This is a genomic window from Streptomyces viridiviolaceus (assembly GCF_014650995.1).
GTDB lineage: Bacteria > Actinomycetota > Actinomycetes > Streptomycetales > Streptomycetaceae > Streptomyces > Streptomyces viridiviolaceus.
In genome coordinates this window covers 61,493-87,371 of the sequence record NZ_BMWA01000026.1, presented here as the reverse complement: position 1 = coordinate 87,371, position 25,879 = coordinate 61,493, and the positions used below count along the sequence as shown (strand labels likewise).

The window sequence follows — 25,879 nt, the reverse complement described above, 5'->3', positions numbered from 1 at the left end:
CATGGCATGGCCGAGGACCGGCCGCTCGCCCTCGTCGACGAGCACGCGCACGCGTGGAGCGCGCAGACGGCCCGCGCCCGGTTCCGGGACGGCCTGGCCGGCCCCACCGCCGGCGTCGCGGCCGGCCACACCCAGGCCAACCTGATCTCGGTGCCCGCCGACTGGGCCTACGACATGCTGCTGTTCTGCACCCGCAACCCGAAACCCTGCCCGGTCCTCGACGTCACCGACGCCGGCTCCTGGACGACCGCGCTCGCCGACGGAGCGGACCTGCGCACCGATCTGCCGCGCTACCGGGTGTGGCGGGACGGCGAGCTGGTGGACGAGCCGACGGACGTGCGCGCCCACTGGCGGGACGACCTGGTGTCGTTCCTGATCGGCTGCAGCTTCACCTTCGAGTGGGCGCTGACCGGTGCGGGCGTCCCGATCCGGCACGTCGAACAGGGCCGCAACGTGCCGATGTACGTCACCACACGGCAGTGCCGTCCGGCGGGGCGGCTGCACGGACCGATGGTGGTGTCGATGCGCCCGGTGCCGCCCCGGCACCTGTCGGCGGCCATCCGGGAGACCGGTCTGCTCCCGGCGGTGCACGGCAGCCCCGTGCACTGCGGCGACCCCTCGGCGCTCGGCATCGAGGACCTCGCGAGGCCCGACTTCGGCGATCCGGTGGACGCCGAGGAGGACGACATCCCGGTGTTCTGGGCCTGCGGGGTCACCCCGCAGGCGGCGGTGATGGCCTCGCGCCCGCCCTTCGCCATCACCCACGCGCCGGGGCAGATGTTCCTCACGGACACCCGCGACGAGCAGTACCGCGTGGTGTGACGGGCGCCTCGGAAGTCCCGAGCGGAGCAGGAAACCGGAGACACTTGAGACATGACCTCGATCGACCTCAACGCCGACCTCGGCGAGGGCTTCGGCCGCTGGCGGCTCACCGACGACGAGGGCCTGCTCTCGGTCGTCACCAGCGCCAACGTGGCCTGCGGCTTCCACGCCGGGGACCCGGCCACCATGCGCCGGGTGTGCGAACTGGCGGCCGCGCGGGGCGTGGCGGTCGGCGCCCAGGTCTCCTACCGGGACCTGGCCGGGTTCGGGCGGCGCGCGATGGACGTGCCGCCCGCCGAACTGGCGGCCGAGGTGGCGTACCAGATCGGCGCCCTGGAGGTCTTCGCGCGCGCGGCGGGCGCACGCGTGGCGTACGTCAAGCCGCACGGCGCCCTCTACAACCGCGTCGTGCACGACGAGGCTCAGGCCGCCGCGGTCGTCGAGGGCGTGCTCCTCGCGGGCGGCGCGCTGCCCGTGCTCGGCCTGCCGGGCTCGCGCGTGCTGGAACTGGCCGGAAAGGCCGGACTGCCGGTCGTCACCGAGGCGTTCGCGGACCGCGCCTACACCGACCAGGGCACACTGGTGCCGCGCGGCCGGGACGGCGCCGTGATCGCCGATCCGGAGGCCGTGGTGGAGCGCTCGGTGGGCCTGGCCCGCTCGGGCACGGTCGTCGCCCGCTCCGGGGCACGCATCGAGGTGCGCGCGCGTTCCCTGTGCGTGCACGGCGACACGCCCGGCGCGGTGGACCTGGCCCGCCGGGTCCGGGAGCGGCTGGAGGCCGCCGGCGTCCGGGTGGAGGCCTTCGCGTGAACGTCCTGCCGGTCGGTGACGACGCCCTGCTCGTCGAGGTCTCCTCGGGCGACGAGGCCCAGGCGCTGCACGCCGAGTTGGTGCGGCGCCGCGCGGAGGGCGCCCTGACGGTCCGGGAGATCGTCCCTGCGGCCCGCACGGTCCTCCTGGACGGCCTCGCCGACCCGGCCCGGCTGGCATCGGAACTGACCGCCGCCGAGGTGCCACCCGCTCCCCCGCGCACGGGCGACGTCGTGGAGATCCCGGTCCGCTACGACGGCCCCGACCTGGCCGACGTCGCCGCGCACTGGGGCGTGGCCCAGGAGGAGGTGGTCCGTGTCCACGCGGGCACCGAGTTCCGCGTCGCCTTCTGCGGGTTCGCACCCGGCTTCGGCTACCTGACCGGCCTGCCCGCGCGATACGACGTCCCGCGACGGGCCACTCCGCGCACGGCCGTCCCGGCCGGCTCGGTGGCGCTGGCGGGCCCCTACACGGGCGTGTACCCGCGTTCCTCGCCGGGCGGCTGGCAGCTGATCGGCACCACGGACACCGTGCTGTGGGACCACACGCGCGTACCGGCGGCGCTGCTGTCGCCGGGCACGCGCGTGCGGTTCGTTCCGGTGGGACCGGCGAGACCGGTGGAGGCGTGATGACCGACCGTGCGCTCGCCGTGGTCCGGGCCGGGGCCCTGACCACGGTCCAGGACCTGGGCCGTCCCGGGCACGCCCACCTCGGTGTGCCCCGCTCGGGCGCGCTCGACGCCCCCGCGGCGGCGCTGGTCAACCGGCTGGTCGGCGATCCGCCCGAGGCCGCCGTCCTGGAGACCACCCTCGACGGCTGTGCCCTGCGCCCGCGCTCCGCGGTCACCGTGGCGGTCGGCGGCGCGCCCTGCCGGGTGACCGTGGACGGCCGCCCGGTGCCCTGGGGAGCGCCGGTCGACGTCCCCGCGGGGGCGCTGCTGAACGTCGGGGCGGCCGACTCCGGTGTCCGCACCTATGTGGCCGTCTCCGGCGGCATCCTGGTCGAGCCGGTGCTCGGCAGCCGCTCCACCGACCTGCTGTCCGGGCTCGGGCCGCCGCCCCTCACCGACGGCGCCGTGCTGCCCCTGGGCCGTCCGCGCGAGCCGCACGCGCGCGTGGACGTCGCTCCGCAGCCGGCGCCCCCGGCCGAGCTGGTGCTGCGGGTCACGCCGGGCCCGCGCGACGACTGGTTCACGCCCGAGGCGGTACGGACGTTCACCTCCCGTCCGTACCGGGTGTCGCCCGCGAGCAACCGCATCGGGCTGCGCATGGACGGGCCCGCTCTGCAACGGGCCCGGCCGGGTGAACTGCCCAGTGAGGGCATGGTGCTGGGGGCGGTGCAGGTGCCGCCCGACGGCAGGCCGGTGGTGTTCCTGGCCGACCATCCGACGACCGGCGGCTACCCGGTGATCGGCGTGGTCCGCGCCGCCGACCTCCCGGCGGCGGCCCAGGCGGTGCCGGGCACGCCGGTGCGGTTCGTGGCCGTACGCAGGCGCTGAACACGGGCGTGGCAGCGAGGGCCGTGCCGCGTGCGGTCGGCCGACGCCGACGCCTGGAAGCACCGACGCACCGCGTGCGGGGGCCGGCCGGCCGGCTCCTGGTTCCCCGCACAGGCGTCGTCGTCGCACGCGTGCACCGGCGCCTGCGGGCGCCCACGGCACCGGGCGTCCGCCGGCGCGCCGACGCTCACGCCGCGTCCGCCCGCTCCGCCACCGACAGCGACGCGAGGGCCGCCGACACCGCGGCCGACGTGCGCAGGTCGAGCCGGGCGGTCGTCCCGCGGGCGTGGTGGCGCAGTTCGTCCGCGGCCAGTGTCAGCAGTTGCGGCAGCAGGTCGGCGCAGCGCCGGGCCACCCAGCCGGTGCCCGCGGTGGCCAGCCACCACAGGGAGGCCGACCTGGTGGGGGCCGGCAACTCGGCCTCGGGTGAGGGCGCGGGCCCGGTGGCGGCGCCGCGTTCGGCGAGCAGCGCGTGGAAACGCAGGGCCAGTTGCCGGTGTCCCCGTTCGCCGGGGTGCAGCCGGTCCGCGCTCCACATCGCGCGGTCCGTGATCCAGTCGCCCTCGCAGGCGTGCAGATGCACGGCCCCGTATCGCTCCGACAGCGCGTGGATCACGGCGTTGACCGCCCGCTGCCGCCGGGCCAGCGGACGGGCCAGCGCCCCCGGCAGCCCCAGCATCGTGCCCGGGTCGGGCAGGCACGCGGTGAGCAGCAGCGCGCCGCGCCCGGTGAAGGCGGCGTACACGGTGTCGAGCCGGGCGGCGACGGCGTGGAGGTCGAAGGTGCAACGCAGGGTGTCGTTGACACCGACGACGACGGACGCGACGTCGGGCCGCTCGGCGAGGCCGGCCGGCAACTGCCGCTCCAGCACGTCCCGCGTCTGCGCCCCGCTGACGGCGAGGTTGGTGAACTCGGCGGGTTCCTCGGCGAGTCCGGGGGCGAGCAGCGCGGCCCAGCCGCGCCACCCGTTCTCGACGGGGTCGCCCACGCCCTCGGTCAACGAGTCGCCGAGGGCCACGAACCGGAGGCGTGTCATGACACGCCCTCCGGCACCACGGGAAGCGCCGGGAGCGTCGCGTCGTGCGCGGCGAGGAACGCGGCGACCGCCGTGTCCCAGCCGAAGCACTCCGCACGCGCGCGTGCCGCCTCCCGCCGGTCCGTCTCCGGGCGCGTCAGCAGCCCTTCCACGGCGTCGGCGAAGGCCTCCCCGTGGTCGGCGGCGACGGCCCCGGCGGAGCCGATCACCTCCGGCAGGGCGGACGACGCGCTCGCCACCACGGGCGTTCCGCACGCCATCGCCTCGAGAGCGGCGAGCCCGAAGGTCTCGGCCGGCCCCGGTGCCAGGCACACGTCGGCCGAGGCCTGCAGTGCGGCGAGCAGCCCGCGGTCGGCGACATGGCCCAGGAACGTCACCGGCAACCCGCGCTCCCGCGCCCGCTGTTCGAGCCGCGGGCGCAGCGGCCCGTCCCCGGCCACCACCAGTACCGCCCGGCCGCCGCGCCGCAGCAGTGCCTCCAGCGCGTCGAGCGCCGTGCCGGGCCGCTTCTCCACGGACAGCCGGGAGCACATCACGAGGAGGGTCTCCTCCGCGCGCGCGTACCGGTCCCTCAGCCCCGCATCGCGCAGTTCCGGATGCCGTCCGGTCAGGTCGACGCCCAGCGGGGCCCGTACGACGTTGCGTGCACCGATCCGCACGAACTCCCGTTCGGCGAACTCCGTGGTGCACACCACGCGCGCGTACGTGTGCGCCGTACGGGTGTTGAGGGCGTCGGCGGTGCGCCGGGCCGCTCCCTGAGGCAGGCCCCAGGTGCGCAGCACACCGTCGGCGGTCTCGTGGGAGACCATCACGGCGGGCACCCGAGCGCGTCGGGCCCACTTGCCGGTCCAGCGCAGGGTGGTGCGGTCGGACACCTCCAGGCGGTCGGGCGCCAGCTGTTCCAGCAGGGTGGCCACCCGCCGCCTGTCGGTCAGCACCCGGTAGCCGCCGGTGCCGGGAAGCGGGGGACCCGGCAGCGTGATCACCCGGCCCTGCTCGGTCTCCCGGTCGTCGGCGCGCTCGCCGGGGACGACGAGGACGGGGTCGTGCCCGGCCGCCGCGTAGCCCTTGCCCAGCTCGCGCAGCGCGGTGCGCAGGCCGCCCGAGGCGGGCGCGACGAAGTTGGCCAGCCGGACTATCCGCAGCGCGCTCATGCCGCCAGCACCGCCTTCCGCGAGGCGAGCACGTCCGCGTAGTGCCCGATCAGCTGATCGCCGACGGCAGCCCAGGTGCGCCCCTCGACGGTCGCCCGCCCGGCCGCTCCGTAGGCGGCCCGCAGCCCGGGGTCGGCGGCCAGGGCCCGCACCGCGTCCCGTACGGCGGCGGCGTCGCGCGGCGGCACCAGCAGTCCGGTGCGTCCGTGGGTGACCAGGTCCAGCGGACCGCCGGCGGCGGGCGCGACCACCGGCACGCCGCTCGCCATGGCCTCCTGGACGGTCTGGCAGAACGTCTCGAAGGGACCGGTGTGCGCGAAGACGTCCAGCGAGGCGAAGATCCGGGCGAGGTCGTCGCCGGTACGGCGGCCGAGGAAGACGACGCCGGGCAGGGCCTGTTCCAGCCCGGGGCGGCTGGGCCCGTCGCCGACGACCACGACCCGTACGCCGTCCAGGTGGCAGGCGCCGGCCAGCAGCTCGACCTGCTTCTCGGGGGCGAGCCGCCCGACGTAGCCGACGATCAGCTCGCCGCCCGGGGCGAGCTCCCGGCGCAGCGCCTCGTCGCGCAGGCCCGGCCGGAAGCGGACGGTGTCCACACCGCGCGGCCAGAGCCCGAGCCGGGGCACGCCGTGCGCCTGGAGGTCCTGCAGGGCGGCGCTGGAGGGGGCGAGGGTGAGGTCGGCGGCGCCGTGCACGGAGCGGATGCGCCGCCAGGCCGCTGCCTCGCCCGCCCCCATGTACGTGCGGGCGTATCCCGCGAGGTCGGTCTGGTAGACGGCGACCGCGGGGACACCGAGCCGGGCGGCGGCCGCCATGCCGCGGACGCCGAGGACGAAGGGGCTGGCCAGGTGGACCAGGTCGGCGCGGTGCTCGGCGATGGCCGCGGCGACCCGTCGGCTGGGGAGGGCGACGCGGACCTGGGGGTAGCCGGGGAGCGGAAGGGAGGGGACGCGGACGACGGGGCACGGCGCGTGGGCGTCGGACCCGTTGCCGGGAGCGGTTGCCGGTGCGACGACGACACAGGCGTGACCGCGGTCGACGAGGTGCCGGGCGGTCTGGAGCGCGCAGTGGGCCACGCCGTTCACATCGGGGGGAAAGGATTCGGTCACGATGACGACACGCATACCCGTGTTGTCGCCGGACTGGACGTGCCCGCGTCAACGTCGATCTTTCCGGACAGGGAACGTCCCATGAGCGTTGCGCTGCCCACCCGGACGGGTCAGGCCGCGGCCACGCCCGCCTGACCCGCGGGTCACCCGTCGTTCACACCGGTGGCCGCATGATCACGGCTCCCTCACACCGCAGGCGCGTCCGGTCCGATCCGGCTCCGTACGGCCGTCTGGACCTCGGCCTCCTCGGCCGGGTCGGCGGCGAGCCGGCGCAGCCGCTCGACGACGCGGTTGTCTCCGGTCTCGGCGTACCTGGCGGCGACCTCGCGGGTGGTCTCCTCGCAGTCCCACAGGCACTCGACGGCGAAGCCGGCGGGGAAGGACGGGTCGGTGGCGGCCAGCGCGCGGGCGGCCCGGCCGCGCAGGTGGGAGGAGGCGGTCTCGCGGTAGATGTGCCGCAGCACGGGGGCGGCGCAGGCGATGCCGAGCCGGCCGGTGCCGTCGACGAGGGTCCACAGGGTCGGCGCGTCGGGCCCTTCCCCGCGCACCGCCTCACGCAGTGCGGCGAGGACGAGGTCGCGGTCCCGCGCCCCACCCCGGCAGGCGAGCACCCGGCCGGCGGCGGCGCCGAGGGCGTCGGGCCGGTGGGCCCAGCCGCGCGCCCGGTCCACGGCGGCGACGCTGCGCATGCGCTCGAAGGCGTCGACGGCGGCCTCCACGACCGGCGTCGAGCCGGTGATCACGGCACCCTCGATGAGATCGAGGGCATCGGGATCATTGCTGTCGGCGAGATAGCGCAGGGCGGTGCAGCGGGCGCCCTCGTCGCCGGACCTCGCGGCTTCCACGATCTCGGGACGGTCCTCCGGGCCGGCGACGGCCGCGAGACAGCGGGCCGCCGGGACGTGCAGCGCGGCGCCGCGTTCGATGCCCTGCTGGGCCCACTCGAACACCGCCCGCACGCTCCAGCCCGGTCGGGGTCCGGTGGGGCGCATCTGCCGCTGCCAGCGGTCGAAACAGCCGGCCTCCTGTGCGGCACGCACGCGCGTGGCGATCGATTCGCGCGGATCCTCGGCCCACAGCCGCCAGGGCCTGGGTTCGAAGGCGTCCCGCACGGCTGCGGCCAGCTCGGCCTCCCCCTCGGGATCGCGGGGGAAACGCGCGAGCACGGGCTCCGCGAGGGCGCGCAGACCGGCGTCGTCGTCGCGCAGCGCCAGCTCGTCGAGGGCCCAGGCCCAGCTGACGCCGTGGGCGGCGTACCTGCGCAGCAGGTCCAGCGCGTCCCGCCTGCCGTAGGAGGCGAGGTGACCGAGGACCGCGAGGGCGAGTCCGGTGCGTGACTCGTCGGCGTCGAGGACGTCCTCGGGGTCGAAGAGGTGGGCCTCGATCGCGTCCAGTTCGCCGTTCAGGTCCAGGTAGAGACGGGCGTAGTAGAGGGAGCGGTTCTCCACCTGCCAGTCGTGGCGGGGGTCGCGCAGCACACAGTGGTTCAGGGCAGCGAGCGCCTCGGCGCGCGGGGCGGTGAGCGCGTGCAGCGTGCCGTCGCCGCGACCCCGCTGGAGCAGGCCGAGCAGCGTACCGCTGGGCGCTATGACCGGATCGAACATGGGAAACAGCCTCACATCAAGCGTCGACGCAACCGGGGAACACGCGTTACCTGGCCGTGCGACAACACGTCGGAGAGCCCGCCGTCTCTTGCTTGCTGTAGACCATCTTCCTCTGCCTCTCGTCGGTGGCCCATGCGGACCGCATCACGGCCCGCGCGGTGCGGCAACACCTGCCCAGCCATCGCGTCCGTGAATCACGTCGTCATGATGACCCGGCGGTCACATCTGCCGCGACCGAAATTTCGGCGGCCTCGTACCGCCTCCCCCGTTTTCCGTGTTTTCCCTGGTGACCAGGGCCTTGATCAGTTTCGGCTCACTGCCGGCCGAACAGTTCCAGAAGCTCCGTCCGGGCGAACATCCGGGCGGTGTCGACGGCCGACGGCGTGCCCGCGGAGGGGTCCGCTCCGCCCTCCAGAAGGGCCTTGATCACCTCGGTCTCGCCCTTGAACACGGCCCCGGCGAGCGGGGTCTGGCCCCGGTCGTTGATCCGGTCGGCCTCGGCGCCGCGGGCCAGCAGCGCACGCACCGCGTCGGCGTGGCCGTGGTAGGCGGCGAGCATGACGAGGGAGTCGCCGCGGTCGTTGGTGAGGTTGGCCGGGACGCCGGCGTCCACGTACGCCACCAGCGCCTCGGTCTGCCCCTGCCGGGCCAGATCGAAGATCTTGGTCGCCAGCTCCACGACCTCGGGGTCGGGGGCTTCACTCATGGGCCGGACCGCCTCTCACTTACGAACGTACGAACGTTGGGGACTTCGTGTGCGCACGCTGCGAGCGGTGCAGCCGTGCGAGTGAATCGCCAGGGTACTGGCTCGCGCCGCACATGACCCGAAGTGCCGGAGGCAAAGATCACCACGAACCCGCCCGGACGCAACCGCCCTGCTCAGCCCGCCCTCCGAACGCTACGCCAGGCGGAGGAAAACAGCCGAATTTCCCCCATTTGCACCTTTTATCGTATGGATACATCCTGTGAGCCTGGAAGTACTCATGGTGACTGTCCCCGCGAACCAGGAGAACTCACATGATCCTCCCGATTTCAGGCGTCGTCCTGCTCGGCATCGTCTGCTTCATCTTCTGCCGCAAGGACGGCCTCAAGACCTCACACCTGCTGTGCGCGGTCCTGTTCGGCTTCTACCTCGCGAGCACGGCCGTCGCCCCGAGCATCAAGGCGGGAGGCGAGAGCCTGGCGAGCCTCCTCGGCGGTCTCAGATTCTGACGGCCCTCTCCGTCCGCGTCCCGCCCGTACTCACTCCCAGGAGGCAGCAGTGGCCCGGCGGCCCCTCCCCCGCATTCTGAGCAACGGCGGCGCCCAGCTCGCCCGCAGCCGGGAGCTGGCCAGGACGGCGGCCGCCGGCGCCACCGACGTCCTCCAGCCACTGATCACGATCGCCCGCGGTCTGCGCCGGCTGGCCGCGACAGCGAGCCGCAAGTGGGCCGAGACCCCCAAGGACCGTCGCGGTGCCCTGCTGTTCCTGCTGGCCTCGGTGGTGCTGGTCGTGGCACTCGTGCCGTACGGCCCGCTGCTCGCCGTCGTCACCGTGATGACGGCGGCGGCCTGGCAGGGCAGGGACCGCACACCACCTGCCTCGCAGGGCCCCGACGACTCCCAGGTCCAGCGCCTGAAATCGCTCTACGAGGCGCTGGTCCCCTACTTCTCGGTGGCCGAGGACCCCGACCCCCTCTACGTCCACGGGGGTGAGTGGGAGAAGGCGTTCCCCGCGTACGAGTTCGACGAGACCGGGCGCTTCTGTCAGTTGGTGATCCGCTACCCGGCATACTTCACCGACGGGGAGGCCGAGTCCCGGGCCCGGATCGAGCACCTGCTGAGCGCCAAGGCGGGCAGGGGCCGGGAGTACCACTTCGCGTGGGACGAGGAGGCCAACCACCTCTCGCTCACCGCCCTCGCGCCGCTGCCCACCGACATCGCCGCGCAGCGTTTCGTCACGGCACCCGGCGAGACGGTGCTCGGCTTCACCGACCCCACCCAGGTGCAGCGCACCCTGCCGCTCACCCACGGCGAGGAGGAACGGGACGTGCCGCCGGTCGTCTGGCGCACGGGCGTCCGCTCCACCGAGCCGCACCTGCTGGTCCTGGGCCAGCCGGGCACCGGCACGTCCACCCTGCTGCGCTCCGTCGCCCTGCAGGCCCTGCTCCGCGGCGACCTGGTGATCGTCGACGGGGGCGGCACCGGCGAGTACGCCTGCCTGACCGGCCGGGACGGGGTGCTGGCCGTCGAGTGCGGCCTGACCGGCGCGCTCACCAGCCTGGAGTGGGCCACCCACGAGACCGAACGCCGGCTGGTCGCCGTCAACCAGGCCCGGCAGGAGGGCCGCCCGCCGCCGGAGGACGCCAGGCGGCCGCTGTGGATCCTCGTGGACCGGCCGAGCGCCTTCGCGCACCTGGCCGCCGCGGACGGCCGCCGGGATCCTCAGTCCCTGCTCCACGTCCCGCTGCGGCACGGCCGCGCGGCGAACGTGACGGTCGTCGTGGCCGACCAGCTGGACGCGCTGGACCTCCTCGGCGACGCCGTACGGCAGCACACACGCGCGCGTGTCGTCCTCGGCCCGGCCACGGCGGACCAGGTGGCGGCCGTACTCGGCGCCCCCGCGCCCACCACGCCCGTGGACCAGGTTCCGCCGGGCCGGGGCTACGCCCGTCTGGGCGCGGGTCCGGTCCACCGCATCCAGGTCCCGGCGACACCCGACCCGTACGACGACGCGACGAGCGACGCCCACCGGCAGGCGGTGCTCGACCTGCTCCCGCCGCGCACCACACCGGCGGACGGGGAGCAGGCCCCGGTTCCCGCGGAGGCGGAGCCCGAGGCGGTCCCGGCCGCCGTGAAGTCCGTCACGGCCGGGACGGAGATGGGGACGGAGAAGGAGGAAGGGACGGTCGCCACGGACGCGGAACCGACGGCGCTCGCCCCGGACGACACGGCACCGGTCCGGACGGAGGCGGTGCCCGCCAAGGCAGTGGCGGCGGAATCCTCCTGAGGAGGCGCACGGGTAGGGGACGACGCGCTCGGCCCGTACCCGTGGGCGATCGCCGACCGCGTACCTGCCCCACCGACCGCCACGTTCCGCCCCGGCCGACGGCGGCGTCCCACCGCCCCGGAGCGGCCACGGCCGCACGGACCCGCCCGCGGCTGCGAGCCCGGCGGCGGCGCGGCCGTTCCGCTACGCCACGAACGTCCTCGGCGCCTCGCCCGCCCCCACGCCGCCGTTCTCCACCAGACGGGCCGCCGCGGCCAGCCGTACGGCCGCCTCCTCCGCCACCGCCCCGCCGACGGTGAACGGCAGCCGCACGTACCCCTCGAAGGCCCCGTCCACCCCGAAGCGCGGACCGGACGGGACCCGCACCCCCACGCGCTCGCCCGCCTCGGCCAGCCGCGATCCCGACAGTCCCCCGGTGCGCACCCACAGGGTGAGTCCGCCCCTCGGCACCTCGAACTCCCAGCCGGGCAGCTCCCGCCGTACCGCCGCCACCAGCTCGTCCCGGTTCTGCCGGGCCTGGTCGCGCCGCACCTGCACGGCCTGCTCCCAGCCGCCCGTGCCGAACAGCCAGTTCACGGCCAGCTGCTCCAGTACGGGAGTGCCCAGGTCGGCGTACGCGCGCGCGGCGACCAGGCTGCGGATGACGTCGGGTGCCGCCCGGACCCAGCCGATGCGCATGCCCGCCCAGAAGGCCTTGCTGGCGGAACCGACGGTGACGACCGTCGAGCCGGCCGGGTCGAACGCGCACACGGGGCGCGGCATCTCGACCTCGTCCTCCAGCCACAGCTCGCTCATCGTCTCGTCGGCCACGAGGACGGTCCCCGCCGAGCGGGCCGCGTCCACCAGCCGCCGCCGCTGGTCGTCGTCGGCCAGCGCACCCGTGGGGTTGTGGAAGTCGGCGACGACGTACGCGATGCGGGGCGCCGCCTCCCTCAGCACCTGCCGCCAGCGGTCGAGGTCCCACCCGGCCAGCCCCTCGGCCATCGCGACGGGCACCAGCCGCGCCCCCGCCTCGCGCATCAGCTGCAGGATGTTGGCGTACGACGGCGATTCGACGGCGATGCGCTCGCCCCGGCCGCCGAAGAGATGGCAGATCGCGTCGATCGCCCCCATCGCCCCCGTGGTCACCATGATCTGCTCGGGCATGGTCGGGATCCCGCGCCCGGTATAGCGGTCGGCGATCATCGAGCGCAGCGCGGGCAGCCCGGCCGGATAGTCGCCGTGCGTGTGCGCGTACGGCGGCAGCTCCTCCAGGGCGCCCTGCACGGCCCGGGTGAGCCAGGGCTCGGGCGCGGGCAGTGCCGCGCAGCCGAGGTCGATCATCGAGCCGAGGGCCTCGGGCGGAAGGGGTTCGAGCCCGCGCGCGGGCAACGGGTTCCCGGCCGGTACCGCGGTCCAGCTGCCGGCGCCGCGCCGGGACTCCAGGAAGCCCTCGGCGCGCAGGGCCTCGTAGGCCGCGGCGACCGTGGTGCGGCTGACGGACAGGGCGAGGGCCAGCTCGCGTTCGGCGGGCAGCCGGGCGGCGACCGGCACCCGCCCCTCGAGCACCAGCAGCCGGATGCCGTCGGCGAGCGCGCGGTAGGCGGGCGGGCGGCGGGTGCCGGGGCCGGCCGGGCGGTCCTGCTGGGAGCCGAGCAGCCGGGCGAGCTGAGCCGCCCCCACGGCCGAGGTCCACTGCACCATGGAAATCAGTCCACCTTCCCCGGATTGGCCATGGATGGCCTCACTTCTCAAGCCACAGGGTGTCATGGAACAGGCCACTACCACCACCACAGGGGGGCACGTCTTGTCCAGGCAAGGGCATCTCGCACGACGGCTGACACAGCTCTACGGCGGTCTCGTGCTGTACGGCGCGAGTTCGGCACTGCTGGTCAGGTCGGGACTCGGACTGGAACCGTGGAACGTCCTGCACCAGGGCCTCGCGGAGCGCACCGGCCTGTCGATGGGCGTGGTGCTGACCATCGTCGGCGCCGCGGTGCTGCTGCTGTGGATCCCGCTGCGGCAGCGGCCCGGTCTCGGCACGGTCTCCAACGTGCTGGTGATCGGCGCCGCTATGGACGCGACGCTGGCCGTCGTGCCCGACGTCCACGGCCCTATGGTGCGGATCGGGCTGATGGTCGCCGGCATCGTGCTGAACGGCGCGGCGACCGGCCTGTACATCGCGGCGCGCTTCGGCCCGGGCCCGCGAGACGGCCTGATGACGGGCCTGAACCGGCGCACGGGGCTGTCGGTGCGCCTCGTGCGCACGGCCATCGAGATCGCGGTCGTGGCGACGGGCTTCGCCCTCGGTGGCACCGTGGGCGTCGGCACCCTGCTGTACGCGGTGTCGATCGGACCGCTCGCCCAGCTCTTCCTGCGCGCTTTCGCCGTCCCCACGGCACCGGTCGGCAGCCCGGTCGTTGCCGCCGGGCAACCACGAGGAGCGATACTTCGTCCGTGAGCTCGCCGATACGCCACCCCTACCTCGACCATCCCGGCCCGATCGCCTTCGCCCACCGGGGCGGGGCCGCGGAGGGTCTGGAGAACACCCTCCGGCAGTTCCGGCGCGCGGTCGAGACGGGCTACCGGTACATCGAGACCGACGTCCACGCCACACGGGACGGCAGGCTCGTCGCGTTCCACGACGCGACCCTGGACCGGGTGACGGACGGCGCCGGCCGGATCGCCGACCTGAGGTGGGAGCAGGTGCGCCACGCGCGCGTGGCGGGCGAGGAGCCGGTACCCCTCTTCGAAGACCTTCTGGAGGCCCTGCCCGAGGTGCGCTGGAACGTCGACGTCAAGGCGGAGCCCGCGCTGCTGCCCTTCCTGGAGCTGATCGAGCGCGCGAACGCCTGGGACCGCGTCTGCCTCGGCTCGTTCTCCGAGGCGCGCGTCGTCCGCGCCCAGCGGCTGGCCGGCCCGCGACTGGCCACCTCGTACGGCACCCGGGGCGTGCTCAACCTGCGGCTGCGCTCCTGGGGCGTGCCGGCGGCGCTGCGCCGCTCGGCGGTGGCCGCGCAGGTGCCCGAGGCCCAGTCGGGCATCCAGGTGGTGGACCACCGCTTCGTCCGCGCCGCCCACGCGCTCGGACTGCAGGTGCACGTGTGGACCGTGAACGATGCCGACCGCATGCACCGGCTCCTGGACCTGGGAGTGGATGGCATCATGACCGATCACATCGACACACTGCGCAAGGTCATGGAGGACCGCGGCGTCTGGGTCTGAGACCCCGGCCGGGCCCCGGGCGTCGCGCGTCACGGGGAAGCGAGGGCACGGGTGGGCACCGACACCGTGCGGACGGACGCGGCCTGCGGGGCCGCCGACCGGCGGCGCGAGCAGCGCGGCTGGTACTTCTACGACTGGGCGTGCTCGGTCTACTCCACGAGCGTGCTCACGGTGTTCCTGGGGCCCTACCTGACGTCGGTCGCCGAGTCGGCGGCGGACGCGGACGGATACGTCCACCCCCTGGGGATACCGGTGCGCGCCGGGTCCTTCTTCGCGTACTCGGTGTCCCTGTCGGTGATCGTGGCCGTGCTGGTGATGCCCCTGGTGGGTGCCGCGGCCGACCGCACGGGCCGCAAGAAGCCCCTGCTGGGCGTCGCCGCGTACACCGGGGCGGCCGCCACGACCGGCATGTTCTTCCTCGACGGCGACCGCTATCTGCTCGGTGGCGTGCTCCTGGTCGTCGCCAACGCCGCGCAGTCCGTGGCGATGATGCTCTACAACTCCTACCTGCCGCAGATCGCCCCGCCCGAGGAGCGCGACGCGGTCTCGTCCCGCGGCTGGGCCTTCGGTTACGCGGCGGGGTCGCTGGTACTGGTGGTGAACCTGGTCCTCTACACCGCCCACGACTCCTTCGGCCTCTCCGAGAGCGCGGCGGTCCGCGTCTGCCTGGCGTCGGCCGGTCTGTGGTGGGGCGCGTTCGCACTCGTCCCGCTGCGCCGGCTGCGCGACCGCCGGGCACCCGCGCGCAAGGCGGCCCTCCCCGGGTTCCGGCAGCTCGCGGCGACCGTACGCGACATGCGCCGGCACCCGCTGACGCTGGCCTTCCTGCTGGCGTACCTGGTCTACAACGACGGCATCCAGACGGTGATCTCCCAGGCGTCCGTCTACGGCTCCGAGGAGCTGGACCTCGGGCAGTCCACGCTCATCGTGGCCGTGCTGCTGGTCCAGGTGCTGGCGGTGGCGGGAGCCCTGGCTCTGGGCCGGCTGGCCCGGACGTACGGGGCGAAGCGCACGATCCTCGGATCCCTGGTCGCCTGGACGGTCACGCTCGCGGCCGGCTACTTCCTGCCGGCCGGCGCGCCGGCGTGGTTCTTCGTGCTGGCCGCCGGGATCGGACTCGTGCTCGGCGGCAGTCAGGCGCTGTCCCGCTCGCTGTTCTCGCACCTCGTTCCGCCCGGCAAGGAGGCCGAGTACTTCTCGGCGTACGAGCTGAGCGACCGCGGCATGAGCTGGCTCGGTCCCTTGCTGTTCGGCCTCACGTACCAGCTGACCGGGAGCTACCGGGACGCGATCATCTCGCTCGTGGCGTTCTTCGCCCTCGGTTTCCTGCTCCTCGCGCGGGTGCCGGTGAGGCGGGCGATCACCGACGCGGGCAATCCACTACCCGAAAGGATTTAGCACTCGGCGCGAAAGGGCTGTAGTGTACGCGTTTGGCCTGCCAGGCGTACCGTTACTGCGCGTCAAAGGTGTCGAAACGCTGGGTCACATCTGTTATCAGAGGTGACAAACCGGACGCCGGTGGGTACTGCACTGGTTGACAAGGCTGCGGCTACGACGGCGACGCATGGCCCCGGAACGGGACTCGGGACGGGAATCTTTACCGCCGACCGGACGTTGACCGGATGACGACGACAGCGACACCTGTCCTGTGGGCGACAAGCCCGGGAGGCACGATTCATGAGTGAGCGAGCTCTTCGCGGCACGCGCCTCGTGGTGACCAGCTACGAGACGGACCGCGGCATCGACCTGGCCCCGCGCCAGGCCGTGGAGTACGCATGCGAGAAGGGGCACCGCTTCGAGATGCCCTTCTCGGTCGAGGCGGAGATCCCGCCGGAGTGGGAGTGCAAGGTCTGCGGGGCCCAGGCACTCCTGGTGGACGGCGACGGCCCGGAGGAGAAGAAGGCCAAGCCCGCGCGTACGCACTGGGACATGCTGATGGAGCGGCGCACCCGCGAGGAACTCGAAGAGGTCCTCGAGGAGCGGCTGGCCGTTCTGCGCTCGGGCGCGATGAACATCGCGGTTCATCCCCGGGACAGCCGCAAGAGTGCGTAGTCCCCGCGGGGGCTGAGCGAGGTTTCAGCGCACGTGGACAGACCGCGGGTGCCGTACGTGTCACGTACGGCACCCGCGGTCTGTCGTGTGTGCGTGATGCCCCTGCGGACACCTGATATCGCCGTGGGTGGGCCCACGACCGTCGCGGTACGGCCGCGGCCCTCGGGTTCAGAGGCGGCCCCGCGACGGCCGCGGGTACATCGGGCCTCGTGCGCGGGCCCGCGAGTCCCGTGGGTGTGGCGTGTGCGGTCCGGCGCCGTGGCCGGGCGCTGCCTGCCGCCCGACCGCGGGAGTTCAGCGGGTGAGCGGCGGGCGGGGATCCCGCGGGGCGTCGTCCGCGTCGTCCCGTATGACCTCGCCCTGGACGACCTTGCCGTCCGGGCGGTGCATGCGGGCCTGGCGGAAGGCGTCGCCGAGGGTGCCGGGGCCCGCCTCACGGAGCCTGCGCTCGAAGGTGCGCTCCGCGTAGCGGCTCACGGCCTTCTGGACCGGGGGCAGCAGCAGGAGCAGGCCCAACGCGTCCGAGATCAGGCCCGGGACCATCAGGAGCAGGCCGCCCAGCATCATCAGGCCGTTGCCCTCGCTGTTCGGCCGGGCCGTGGGCATCGCGCCGGACTGCTGCTGTTGCAGCGTCTCGCTGAGGTTGCGGAAGGCCCGCCGGCCGGCCCCCTTGACGACCACGGCGCCGAGCACGACTCCGGCCACCAGGAGCAGGAACACCACCAGCCCGCTCGACGCGCCCGCGACCATGGTCAGCAGCCAGATCTCCAGCACGAGCCATGCCGCGATCCCCAGCGGCAGGAACGTCCGCAGCCGGGAGCGCCGGGGCCGGGCGGGGGTCCTGGGGGTCTGAGCGCCAGTCGTCATGCCTCCAGTGTGCCTGGGCCCGGCTCAGCGCGGGATAAGGGCTCGATCAGGCGTTCTTGCGCGGCGTCCCGGCCGGCCGGTCGGACGCCTCGGCGTCCCTCGGCCCGCCGGCTGCCCGGTCACGGCCCAGCACCTTGCCGACCCGCTCCCCCACGCCCCACGTGGTGACCCGCCAGAGCGCCTCCACCAGGATGTCCCGGCTCATCTTGGAGTCGCCCAGTTCGCGCTCGACGAACGTGATGGGGACCTCGACGACGTGGTAGCCGGCCTTGATCGCCCGGCGGGCGAGGTCGACCTGGAAGCAGTAACCCTGGGACGCGACGTCGTCCAGGCCGAGCCCCTCCAGGGTCTCCCGGCGGAAGGCGCGGTAGCCGCCCGTGATGTCGCGCAGCGGCAGGTCGAGCGCCAGGCGCGAGTACAGGCTGCCACCACGGGAGATGAACTCGCGGGACTTGGGCCAGTTCACCACCCGGCCGCCGGGCACCCAGCGCGAGCCGAGCACGAGGTCGGCGCCCTTCAGAGCGGTGAGCAGGCGGGGCAATTCCTCGGGCTGGTGGGAGCCGTCGGCGTCCATCTCGATCAGCACGCCGTAGTCGTGCTCCATACCCCAGCGGAAGCCCGCGAGATAGGCCGCGCCCAGCCCCTCCTTGCCCTTGCGGTGCAGGACGTGCACGTGATCGTCCCCGGCGGCGAGTTCGTCGGCGAGCTTGCCGGTGCCGTCGGGGCTGTTGTCGTCGGCCACGAGGACATGTGCCTCCGGGACCGCCTTGCGCACGCGGCCGACGATCGCCTTGATGTTCTCCGCCTCGTTGTAGGTCGGGATGATCACCAAGGCCGTGCCCAGGGGGCCGAACCGTCTCCCCTGGCCCGCTGCCGCGGGCGTCCCCTCGCCGTCGTTCACTGCTGCCCCTTCATGTCCGTACGCAGAGAACCACCATAGTGGCCACGGCCTGCGGTGACGCGACTGGACGTTGGTCTGGTGGTGTCGATTCCGCAGGACCTGGGTAGGACTGCACTTTTCGGGCCGCCGTCACGGCGGAGCCACCACGGCGGATGGGGGCCCGGCACCCTTCGGGCCGACCTGGGACCCGCTGGCTGCGGGTCGACCGAAAGCCGTTGTCTACTGAGCGTCCGGGCCCCACCCGGGTCACACCTCCCGACCGGCCGGAACGTCCCCTCGTCGCCGCGCGAGCGCTGAGCCTGGCTCCCAGTGGCGGTGCCCCGGTGCGGCACACCGTCCCTGACCCAGCGGCGCCGCGACAAGTGCGCGGAGGATTCCCCGGTCGGGCGTCCGGTGGTGGACTCGGAGAACCTATCGGCCCCCCGCCGTCGGCTGTCAACAGTCGCTCGACCTGCGACGCCCGCGTCAATGCCCAGGTCAGCGCGGGGGAGGCGCAGGTGGGGCCCAACCGAAGATCACCGTTCCGTCGGCCGTGGAGATCACTCGCCCGGCCGTACGAACACGGTCCGGCCGCCCACCACGGTGCGCAGGCAGACGGGCAGTTCCCGGCCCGGGGAGAGATCGGGCAGGCCGGGAGTGCCGGAGCGCGGGTCGGTCGACCATCGGGCGACCCGGTCGTCGGGAGCCTGGACGACCAGTTCGTCGGCGCGCCACACGGCGTAGTCCGCGGGCGCGCCCGGCACCAGGACGCCCGCGTCGTCGCGTCCGATCGCCCGCCAGCCGCCGCGCGTGTGCGCCGTGAAGGCGGCGCGCACCGAGACGCGGTGCTCCGGCGTGCGGTGGAAGGCGGCGGCCCGGACGGTGCCCCACGGGTCGAGGGGTGTGACAGGGCTGTCGGAGCCGAAGGCGAGGGGGACGCCGGCCCGCAGCAGGGCCGCGAACGGGTTGAGGGTGCGGGCCCGCTCGGCGCCGAGGCGCTGGGCGTACATGCCGTCCTCACCGCCCCACAGCGCGTCGAAGGCGGGCTGGACGGAGGCGGTCAGGCCGAGTTCGGCGAAGGCCGCGACGGTCTCGGGGGTGAGCATCTCGGCGTGTTCGACGCGGTGGCGGGCGGCGCGGACACGGGCGAGGCCGATCTTGTCGGCGGCGGCCCGCACGCCCTCCACCACAGCGGTCACGGCGGCGTCGCCGATGGCGTGGAAGCCCGCCTGGAGGCCGGCCTCGCTGCAGGCGACGACGTGGGCGGCGACATCGGCGGCGTCCAGGTAGGCGGTGCCGGTGTGGCCGGCGTCGGCGTACGGCTGGTGCAGGAAGGCGGTGTGCGAGCCGAGGGCGCCGTCGACGAACAGGTCGCCGGCGGCGCCGATCGCGCCCAGCTCCCGCGCCCTGTCGACGCCCTGCTCGGCCGCCTCGGCCCAGTAGCCGACGACGCGCGGTCCCGCTTCCTCGGAGGCCAGCCGCAACAGGCCGGTGAGGTCCTCCTCGGAGGAGATCTCCGGGCCCGCGCATTCGTGAACGGTGCCGATGCCGAGGGAGGCGGCGTGTGCGAGGGCGGCCCGCTGGGCCTCGGTGCGCTGGGCCGGGGTGACGGCCCCGAAGGCGGTGGCGCGTGCGGCATGGTGGGCGTCGGCGGTGAGCGGCCCGTCCGCGTGGCCGGCGCCACCCGGGACGAGGTCGAGCAGAGCCGTCGTGACGACTGCCGAGTGGACGTCGATCCTGCTGAGGTAGAGGGGGCGGCCGCCGGTGGCCTCGTCCAGCTCGGCGCGCGTCGGGGGGCGGCCGTCGGGCCAGCGGGAGGCGTCCCAGCCGTGGCCGAGGAGGACGCGGTCGCCGGGGCGGGCCGCGGCGAACTCCCGCACGAGGTCGAGGGCCGCCTGCAGGGAGGGGGCGCCGGACAGGTCGAGGCCGGTGAGGGCGAGGCCGGTGGACGTGGTGTGCACGTGTGCGTCGGTGAAGGCCGGCGTCACCAGGGCGCCGTCCAGGTCGATCACCTCGTCCACGCCGTCCGCGAAGGCGTCCGCGGCGCCCTCGGAGCCGACCCAGGCGACCTGGCCGCGCTCGACGACCATCGCCGTCGCGAAGGGATCGGCGGGACTGTGGACTTCCCCGCGGCGGAGCAGGACGGTCGCGGAGGGGGCGGATGACTCACTCATGGGCACCAGTCTCGCCCCTGGCGCGCCCCGGCCCGCACGCAGGTCGGCGCCGCGCGCGGGTCGCGCGCGGCGGGCCGGTCAGATCCGCGGCGGCCGTGCCTCGTACGGCGTGGACAGCACCACCGTCGTGCGCGTCGACACCCCGGCGAGGGAGCGCAACCGGGCGAGCAGTTCCTCCAGCTCGTGCGGGGTGGCCACGCGCACCTTGAGGATGTAGTTCTCGTCACCCGCCACGCTGTGGCAGGCCTCGATCTCGGGGACACCCGCCAGGCGGTCGGCGATGTCGTCGGGGGCGCTGGGGTCGAAGGGTTTCACCGAGATGAAGGCGGTCAGCGGCAGCCCGACGGCCTCCGGGTCGACGACCGCGGCGTAGCCGCGGATGACGCCACGCTGCTCCAGCCGCCGCACCCGCTGGTGCACGGCCGACGTGGACAGGCCCGTGGCCTTGCCCAGGTCTGTGTAGCTCATCCGCCCGTCCTTGACGAGCAGCTGCACGATCTGTCGGTCCAGCTCCTCCATGGCGCAAGAACCTACAGTGCGCTTGATCTCCTCGGATACCTGAGCAGCCAGGTCATACCCGGTTCGTGATGTGACGGGGGCCGCGCCGCCGACCGACCGGGACAAACCCACCGCATGGGGCATCTGCGAGGGGCATGTGACCAACGCCACACCTTCCGGGCCGTCTCCGTGATGTTCTCGTGATTACCGCCGAGGGGGGACGGGAAGTGCTTCGTGTGGTCGAGGCCGCAGTGCCTTCACGGCCCAGCCCGAGGGGGAGAATCCCATGCAGAGTCTTAAGCGCCCTGGTCGTACCGTGCCCAAGCGGCAGCAGCCGGTCGTCGAGCCCGAGCCGGAGTGCGTCGAACCCGACGCCTTCGACGACGAGGAGCTCGACGCCTACGACACCTTCGAGATGTACCGGGTGATCTGCCCGGACTGCGCGCAGCCCATCGCGTTGCTGGCGGACGAGGACGTTCTGCCGGAGCACGCCCTGTGCGCGTCGCCGTGGAACCCGTTCGGCCTGACGGTCTGCGCCGGCACCGGCCGCCGGGCCACCGACGCCCGCCCCGCGGACGAGTCCTTCCGGCCGCACGAGCAGGACACCGCCCTGCTGTTGACGCTCCCTCAGGGACTCGACTGGCGGACGCAGCCCTTCTCCCACGTCGGCGGCCCGGGCTCCCGCCCGATGCGCGTGCCGACGATGCGGCGCCACGCCGCCTGAGCGGCTGCCGCTCGGCTTTTCGCAGACCGACCCGCGCCACGGCCGCAGGCTGCCGTGGCGCGGGTCGGTGTGTCGCCGCGGAGCAGGGCGTCTGTTACTGACCGGCAGGTCGCGGGCGTCGACGGCAACCGGCACCGGTCGGCGGACGCCCGCGAACTCACGCCCGATTCCGCGGGCCGGTGACCTGCCCGCACTCCCCGGCGTTGCCCGGGTATGACACCCACGTACTCGGCGACCGGGCGTCGACCCCGCGTGTTCGTCCCGGTGCCCGCGGGAGTGGTCCCACCGGCGCCCCAGCTCCCGGACCCGCCGATCTACCGCGAACTGATGCGGACCTGGGCCGACCGCGGCCGTACCCTGCCGGGGCGCGACGACCCCGAGTGGGTCAGGCTCGCGGCGCTCCCGCACGGGCTCGGCGACTTCAGCGTGCCTCGGGACCCGCGAGATGACGGGCGATGACCATCCGCTGGATCTGATTGGTGCCCTCGACGATCTGCAGGACCTTGGCCTCGCGCATGTACCGCTCGGCCGGGAAGTCCACGGTGTAGCCGTAGCCGCCGAGGATCTGCACGGCGTCGGTGGTCACCCGCATCGCCGTGTCGGTGCAGTGCAGCTTGGCCATCGCGGCCTGTTTGGCGAACGGCCGGCCCGCGTCGCGCAGCCGTGCCGCCGCCAGGTACAGCGCGCGCCCGGCCTCGATCTGGGTGGCCATGTCGGCGAGCATGAAGCGCAGCCCCTGGAAGTCGGCGATCGGCCTGCCGAACTGCCGTCGCTCGGTCGCGTAAGCCACCGCCTCGTCCAGCGCCGCCTGGGCCACGCCGATCGCGCAGGCGGCGATGCCGAGGCGTCCGGAGTCGAGCGCGGACAGGGCGATGGCGAAGCCCTGGCCCTCCTCGCCCAGGCGCCGTGAGTCGGGGACCCGCACGCCGTCGAGGTGCACCTGGGCGGTGGGCGAGCCCTTCAGCCCCATCTTCTTCTCGGGCACGGCGGCGCTCAGCCCCTCGGCGTCGCCCGGGACCAGGAAGGCGGTGATGCCGCGCGGGCCCTCCTCCCCCGTACGCGCCATGACGGTGTAGAAGTCGGCGATGCCGCCGTGGGTGATCCACGCCTTGGTGCCGGTGATCACCCAGTCGTCGCCGTCGCGCACGGCCTTGGTGCGCAGGGAGGCGGCGTCCGAGCCGGAGGCGGGTTCGGAGAGGCAGTAGGCGCCGAGCAGACCGCCGCCGAGCATCGAGGGCAGGTGCTCGACCTGCTGTTCCTTGGTGCCGAAGGCGGCGAGTGCGTAGGAGGCGAGGGTGTGCACGCTGACGCCGAGGCCGACGGTGAGCCGGGCCGCGGCGAGTTCTTCGAGGACCTGGAGGTAGACCTCGTAGGGCTGCTCGCCGCCGCCGTACTCGGCGTCGTACGGCAGGCCGAGCAGGCCCGAGTCCGAGAGCAGGGCGAAGACCTCGCGCGGGAAGCGGCCGGCGTCCTCCTCCTCGGCCGCCTTCGGGGCGATCTCGTGCTGCGCGATGTCGCGGACGAGCGAGATCAGGTCCCGTGCCTCGTCCGTGGGCAGTTGCCGGTCCACCGGCTGCGGGGCGCGGTCGGGCATGGCGACGCTCTCCTCCCTGTCGGGCACATCGGCGGACGTGCGCCTTGGGTGGAGGCGGCTCCGCCGGGTCGTTCCGGGCCTGGCCGATGCTCGCACTCCCGGGTCACGGAAGCGGCTGACCAGCGGCTGTGCGCTGTGAGTATGCCCGATCGGACGCATGGAGTCACCAGTTAACGACCGCTCACTTCAAGAAATGTCCCCGCCCCCTCGAAGTCGGCAGCAGCCGGCCCGGATCCCGGAAACGGCCCGGCCCGTCGGCGGCCGGCCGGCACGTACCCCGGGGAGCCGGCAGGGCACCGCGAACGGCAGGCCGGTCCGGGCGGTCGACCGGCCCACCGGACCGGAGATACGGCGGCGGCGCCGTACCGGCCCCACTCCCTTTCGTCAGCCGTCGCGACGGGCCGGCGCGGGGGCCGGGTAGGCGGGATCCAGCTCCTCGACGGCGCGCAAGGTGCCGCCGAGCGTCTTCACCAGCAGGTCGCGCATGGTCTCGCGGGACAGTTCGGGGCGGCCGATCCAGTGCAGGGTGGCACCCTCGACGCTGCACACCCAGGAGAGCAGGCCCATGCGGGCCGGCGGATCGATGTCGCAGCGGCCGTACGCCCCTTCGGCGATGGTGGCGACGATCGCCTCGCGCACCCCGTCCCGGATGGCGTGGACCTCGGTGTCGAAGCCGACACCGCCGCTGACGATCGTGCGGTAGGCGGCCTGGTTGTGCTCGGCGTAGCGCAGGTAACCGTCGATGGTGCGGTGGACCCGGTCCACCTGGGGCAGGTCGGTGCCGCCCGCGGCGGTGGTGACCAGGTCGGCGACGGAGTCCTGGATGATCGCCAGGTAGTAGCCGCGCTTCGACTGGAAGTAGTAGTAGATCAGCCCCTTGGCGACACCCGCCTGGCGGGCGATGTCGTCCATCGAGAGCGCATCGTAGGACGTGTCGGCGAACAACCTCCGCCCGATGGCGATCAGTTCGGCGCGGCGCGCCAGCGAGCGCTCGGTGCCGCGCGCCCGGGGACGGGCGTCGGCACCCTGTTGACTGATATTCAATTTCGACCCTGGTCTCCTGCGGGGGGCGGGACATCCGCAGTATGGCAGGTCGGGTCGTGGCTCAGGTCACAGGTGGGTCAGGTCACAGCAGGCCCAGCTGGGTCACCAGCATCGCGATCACCACGACGAGGGTCCAGCCCATGACGTGCTCGACGATCTTCGGGCCGTCGTCCTTGGGGCCGCCGGTACGGACGCGGGCGGCGGTGGCGGTGTGTGCGGTCATGGCTTCTCGCTGGTCTCGGACGTACGGGTCGCTGTACGTCGACGTACGGGTGGACTCCCCCCACCGATCCGTCCACCTTGCCACCGAAATCGGCGTCCGCGACAGAGAGGTCGGTCACACGCCGGGCCCCCGGCACGGTGCCGGGGGCCCGGCGGAGACGGGTTCAGCGCACGCCCACCGCCGCGAGCGCGTCGCGCTGGCGCGGACTCGGGTTCGCGGGGAAGTACAGGTAGCAGACGCCGCCGGTGCCGGAGACCACCTTTCCGCTGGCGTTGTACCGCTTGGTGCGCAGCCAGATGTTCTCCCACTCGCGCCGCTTGTAGACGCGGCGCACGGCCTCGTTGCTCGGCGAGGCGGGGTCGTTGGCGATCACGTCGCCGTCCGCGGTGAAGCCGATCACGGTCATCAGATGGCCGGAGGTGCCGTAGCCCGCCCCGGTCAGTTCCTTCTCCAGGAACGACTGGGACGTTATGGCCGGGATGCCGGCCGCGATCAGCGTCTCCAGGTCGGTGAGGGAACGGAGCCGGGTGACCACGCCCTGGAGGTCCTTGAAGGTGGCCGCGTAGGCGGCGTTGAACGGCCAGTTTCCGCAGCCGGCGTACTGGTAGTCGTACGTGTACCGGGCCGCGTGGCAGACCTGCGGGTCGGCGTAGGAGGGGTCGACCCAGGCCAGTTGCCCCTCGGTGAGGCGGCCGCCCCAGTACTCGATGATCATCTGCGAGGAGGTGGGGCTGCACCAGGCTTCGCCGCCGTTGTCGTACTCCGGGTACTGACCCTTGTGGATCTCCTGCGAGTAGCGCGGGACGAGCAGCTCCTGGGCGAGGCCGGGCGTGGAGGCGGGGACCGTGAAGCGGTCGGGGATGTCGGAGCCCATGACGCCGAGCCGCCACACGGTGGGGGTGTTCCGCGTGCCGGGCCGGCGGTAGAGGGTCAGCCGGAGCCGGTAGGAGACCAGCCGCAGGCCGGAGGAGGCGTCGTCGATGGCGAAGGTGTCCGTCCAGACGCTGCTCTTGCCGTCGCCCTGGTCGTCGACCGAGGTCCGGCGGATGTCCTGGTCGCCCGCCGCCCAGCGGCCCATGACGTACCAGGGCGTGTCCGTGCCGTCGGAGTAGCTGCCCTTGAGCTCGACCTGGAGCCAGGTGCCGGCCGGGGTGTGGGCGTTCCAGGAGGCGATCGCCTCCGTCGAGGGCACGGCGAGCCGGTGGACGGGGGACGTCCAGGTCGCGTACTCCCAGGTGGCGGTCTTGCCGGTGTGCGGGTCGGCGTAGTCGGTGGTGCCCGCGGGGGCACCGATCACGACGCCGGGCCGGGCGCCCGCGACGGCGCGGGTTCCCTGCGCGGTTCCGCCGCGCCAGTCGCGGAACGTGGTCCAGGCGCGGTAGTCGACCGGGCCGGCCGGGGCGCGGCCGGGCCTCGCGCCGCCTGCGCCGACGGCGGGTGCGGTTTCGGCGGCCGCCGGGGCGGTGCTGCCCGCCACGGCTGCGACGACGGCGGCGGCCAGGACGGTTCTGCGGGACGGCTGTTCGGCTCTGCTCATGGGCGGAAGACCCCCAGGGGTACGAGTCGGGGCAGGGTCCGTTGCACGGTTGTGCGCCAA

The 25,879-nt window shown here is 73.8% G+C and carries 26 protein-coding genes; 12 read left to right on the top strand and 14 right to left on the bottom strand.

The features are described 5' to 3' along the window. Positions 1-6: 6 nt before the first annotated feature. Genes IE260_RS31600 through IE260_RS31585 form a run of 4 tightly spaced genes read left to right on the top strand, consistent with a single transcriptional unit; the run spans position 7 to position 3,130 of the window. Complete coding sequence (locus IE260_RS31600) at positions 7-822, top strand: putative hydro-lyase (RefSeq protein WP_189878174.1); 816 nt, start codon at positions 7-9, stop codon at positions 820-822. Positions 823-873: 51 nt separating this feature from the next. Further along, positions 874-1,632, top strand: a complete 759-nt coding sequence (locus IE260_RS31595; RefSeq protein WP_189878110.1) for a LamB/YcsF family protein — start codon at positions 874-876, stop codon at positions 1,630-1,632. Continuing rightward, positions 1,629-2,261, top strand: a complete 633-nt coding sequence (gene pxpB, locus IE260_RS31590; RefSeq protein ID WP_189878108.1) for a 5-oxoprolinase subunit PxpB — start codon at positions 1,629-1,631, stop codon at positions 2,259-2,261. Before IE260_RS31595 ends, pxpB begins: the two co-directional genes overlap by 4 nt. Further along, complete coding sequence (locus IE260_RS31585; RefSeq protein ID WP_189878107.1) at positions 2,261-3,130, top strand: 5-oxoprolinase subunit C family protein; 870 nt, start codon at positions 2,261-2,263, stop codon at positions 3,128-3,130. Before pxpB ends, IE260_RS31585 begins: the two co-directional genes overlap by 1 nt. 187 nt (positions 3,131-3,317) lie before the next feature. On the opposite strand, the gene IE260_RS31580 is transcribed toward IE260_RS31585, so the two are convergent. The 5 genes from IE260_RS31580 to IE260_RS31560 form a co-directional block, all read right to left on the bottom strand. Further along, positions 3,318-4,166, bottom strand: coding sequence for an SGNH/GDSL hydrolase family protein (locus IE260_RS31580; protein ID WP_189878105.1), 849 nt, complete (start codon positions 4,164-4,166; stop codon positions 3,318-3,320). After that, a complete protein-coding gene (locus IE260_RS31575; RefSeq protein ID WP_189878103.1) occupies positions 4,163-5,320 on the bottom strand; it encodes a glycosyltransferase in 1,158 nt (385 codons plus the stop codon). Before IE260_RS31575 ends, IE260_RS31580 begins: the two co-directional genes overlap by 4 nt. Beyond that, the gene (locus tag IE260_RS31570; RefSeq protein WP_189878102.1) at positions 5,317-6,444 is read right to left on the bottom strand and encodes a glycosyltransferase family 4 protein; all 1,128 of its coding nucleotides are present in this window, start codon (positions 6,442-6,444) and stop codon (positions 5,317-5,319) included. Before IE260_RS31570 ends, IE260_RS31575 begins: the two co-directional genes overlap by 4 nt. A 170-nt stretch (positions 6,445-6,614) precedes the next feature. Then, complete coding sequence (locus IE260_RS31565) at positions 6,615-8,033, bottom strand: HEAT repeat domain-containing protein (RefSeq protein ID WP_189878100.1); 1,419 nt, start codon at positions 8,031-8,033, stop codon at positions 6,615-6,617. A 313-nt stretch (positions 8,034-8,346) separates the two neighbouring features. Beyond that, complete coding sequence (locus tag IE260_RS31560) at positions 8,347-8,739, bottom strand: ankyrin repeat domain-containing protein (RefSeq protein ID WP_189878098.1); 393 nt, start codon at positions 8,737-8,739, stop codon at positions 8,347-8,349. Between the two features lie 311 nt (positions 8,740-9,050). Here IE260_RS31560 and IE260_RS31555 point away from each other — a divergent pair, with 311 nt between their 5' ends. Continuing rightward, positions 9,051-9,245 (top strand): hypothetical protein, encoded by a 195-nt coding sequence (locus IE260_RS31555; RefSeq protein ID WP_189878097.1) that lies wholly within the window; start codon positions 9,051-9,053, stop codon positions 9,243-9,245. A gap of 49 nt (positions 9,246-9,294) precedes the next feature. Continuing rightward, a complete protein-coding gene (locus IE260_RS31550; protein WP_189878095.1) occupies positions 9,295-11,022 on the top strand; it encodes a P-loop NTPase family protein in 1,728 nt (575 codons plus the stop codon). 183 nt (positions 11,023-11,205) lie between these two features. On the opposite strand, the gene IE260_RS31545 is transcribed toward IE260_RS31550, so the two are convergent. After that, positions 11,206-12,705 (bottom strand): SCO1417 family PLP biosynthesis transcription factor, encoded by a 1,500-nt coding sequence (locus IE260_RS31545; RefSeq protein WP_189878093.1) that lies wholly within the window; start codon positions 12,703-12,705, stop codon positions 11,206-11,208. A gap of 64 nt (positions 12,706-12,769) precedes the next feature. On the opposite strand from IE260_RS31545, the gene yczE reads away from it, so the two are divergent. From yczE to IE260_RS31525, 4 genes are all read left to right on the top strand, one after another. Next, positions 12,770-13,462, top strand: coding sequence for a membrane protein YczE (gene yczE, locus IE260_RS31540; RefSeq protein ID WP_189878091.1), 693 nt, complete (start codon positions 12,770-12,772; stop codon positions 13,460-13,462). Next, entirely contained in the window at positions 13,459-14,226 is a 768-nt protein-coding gene (locus IE260_RS31535) for a glycerophosphodiester phosphodiesterase family protein (protein WP_189878090.1), read from the top strand. Before yczE ends, IE260_RS31535 begins: the two co-directional genes overlap by 4 nt. 51 nt (positions 14,227-14,277) lie before the next feature. Beyond that, positions 14,278-15,624 (top strand): MFS transporter, encoded by a 1,347-nt coding sequence (locus tag IE260_RS31530; RefSeq protein ID WP_189878088.1) that lies wholly within the window; start codon positions 14,278-14,280, stop codon positions 15,622-15,624. A 279-nt stretch (positions 15,625-15,903) separates the two neighbouring features. Continuing rightward, positions 15,904-16,278 carry an RNA polymerase-binding protein RbpA gene (locus IE260_RS31525; protein WP_003977404.1) on the top strand — a complete coding sequence of 125 codons (375 nt, stop codon included), beginning with the start codon at positions 15,904-15,906 and terminating at the stop codon, positions 16,276-16,278. A 294-nt stretch (positions 16,279-16,572) separates the two neighbouring features. Here the strand turns inward: IE260_RS31525 and fxsA are convergent, their stop codons facing one another. From fxsA to IE260_RS31505, 4 genes are all read right to left on the bottom strand, one after another. Continuing rightward, complete coding sequence (gene fxsA, locus IE260_RS31520) at positions 16,573-17,145, bottom strand: FxsA family membrane protein (RefSeq protein ID WP_189878086.1); 573 nt, start codon at positions 17,143-17,145, stop codon at positions 16,573-16,575. A gap of 46 nt (positions 17,146-17,191) precedes the next feature. Beyond that, positions 17,192-18,046 carry a polyprenol monophosphomannose synthase gene (locus tag IE260_RS31515; RefSeq protein ID WP_189878083.1) on the bottom strand — a complete coding sequence of 285 codons (855 nt, stop codon included), beginning with the start codon at positions 18,044-18,046 and terminating at the stop codon, positions 17,192-17,194. Positions 18,047-18,585: 539 nt separating this feature from the next. Next, positions 18,586-20,199, bottom strand: coding sequence for an amidohydrolase (locus IE260_RS31510; protein ID WP_189878081.1), 1,614 nt, complete (start codon positions 20,197-20,199; stop codon positions 18,586-18,588). A gap of 78 nt (positions 20,200-20,277) precedes the next feature. Further along, positions 20,278-20,718, bottom strand: a complete 441-nt coding sequence (locus tag IE260_RS31505) for an Lrp/AsnC family transcriptional regulator (protein ID WP_018548954.1) — start codon at positions 20,716-20,718, stop codon at positions 20,278-20,280. A 265-nt stretch (positions 20,719-20,983) separates the two neighbouring features. On the opposite strand from IE260_RS31505, the gene IE260_RS31500 reads away from it, so the two are divergent. Together IE260_RS31500 and IE260_RS42060 are read left to right on the top strand one after the other, a co-directional pair. Then, complete coding sequence (locus IE260_RS31500) at positions 20,984-21,421, top strand: hypothetical protein (RefSeq protein WP_189878080.1); 438 nt, start codon at positions 20,984-20,986, stop codon at positions 21,419-21,421. Between the two features lie 213 nt (positions 21,422-21,634). Then, the gene (locus tag IE260_RS42060) at positions 21,635-21,880 is read left to right on the top strand and encodes a hypothetical protein (RefSeq protein WP_229881485.1); all 246 of its coding nucleotides are present in this window, start codon (positions 21,635-21,637) and stop codon (positions 21,878-21,880) included. Here the strand turns inward: IE260_RS42060 and IE260_RS31495 are convergent. The 4 genes from IE260_RS31495 to IE260_RS31480 all read right to left on the bottom strand — a co-directional run bounded on the left by IE260_RS31495 (position 21,843) and on the right by IE260_RS31480 (position 25,819). Then, complete coding sequence (locus IE260_RS31495) at positions 21,843-23,015, bottom strand: acyl-CoA dehydrogenase (protein WP_189878078.1); 1,173 nt, start codon at positions 23,013-23,015, stop codon at positions 21,843-21,845. The genes IE260_RS42060 and IE260_RS31495 overlap by 38 nt on opposite strands. 384 nt (positions 23,016-23,399) lie before the next feature. After that, positions 23,400-24,059 carry a TetR/AcrR family transcriptional regulator gene (locus IE260_RS31490; protein ID WP_189878076.1) on the bottom strand — a complete coding sequence of 220 codons (660 nt, stop codon included), beginning with the start codon at positions 24,057-24,059 and terminating at the stop codon, positions 23,400-23,402. A gap of 82 nt (positions 24,060-24,141) precedes the next feature. Further along, on the bottom strand, positions 24,142-24,282 hold the full coding sequence (locus tag IE260_RS31485) for an SCO1431 family membrane protein (RefSeq protein ID WP_189878074.1): 141 nt from the start codon (positions 24,280-24,282) through the stop codon (positions 24,142-24,144). Between the two features lie 163 nt (positions 24,283-24,445). Beyond that, entirely contained in the window at positions 24,446-25,819 is a 1,374-nt protein-coding gene (locus tag IE260_RS31480) for a C39 family peptidase (protein ID WP_189878072.1), read from the bottom strand. Positions 25,820-25,879: the final 60 nt, after the last annotated feature.